Origin of the sequence: Mesorhizobium sp. M8A.F.Ca.ET.207.01.1.1 (assembly GCF_004794715.1) — a bacterium.
Classification (GTDB): domain Bacteria; phylum Pseudomonadota; class Alphaproteobacteria; order Rhizobiales; family Rhizobiaceae; genus Mesorhizobium.
This window is the reverse complement of the sequence record NZ_SRUS01000151.1, coordinates 1-400: the sequence shown is the minus strand read 5'-3', so window position 1 is coordinate 400 and position 400 is coordinate 1. Positions and strand designations below refer to the sequence as shown.

Annotated in this window: 1 protein-coding gene; it reads right to left on the bottom strand. The window is 65.0% G+C overall.

Going from position 1 to position 400, the window contains the following annotated elements; genetic code table 11:
• Nucleotides 1–400: GDSL-type esterase/lipase family protein (locus EN850_RS33935; protein WP_246689321.1), on the bottom strand; the 400-nt coding region annotated here is incomplete at both ends.

Here is a 400-nt window from a genome sequence, read left to right as displayed (position 1 = left end):
AGATAGACCAGATGCTGTGCATCGGCATAGCGCTTCAACGCGGAGTTCAATGCACGCACCTTGGGCGCAGGCGTGATCCCCGGCATCCAAGGGTACTCGCTGACCGGCAGCACCGACGCGAGCACCACGCGAATGCCGTGCGCGCGTGCCAGGTCCACCATCGCGTGCAGGTTGTCTTCGATCATCGCCTGCGTGGCCGGACCAGTGTTGCCGGCAATGTCGTTGGTACCGGCCAGGATCACCACCACCTGCGGCTTCAGGGCCAGCACGTCCTGTGGGAAACGCACCAGCATCTGCGCCGTGGTCTGCCCGCTGATGCCGCGGTTGAGCCATCCCTTGCCGGGGAAGAACGCGGCGCTGCCTTCCCTGCCCCAGCCTTCGGTGATCGAGTCACCGAAGA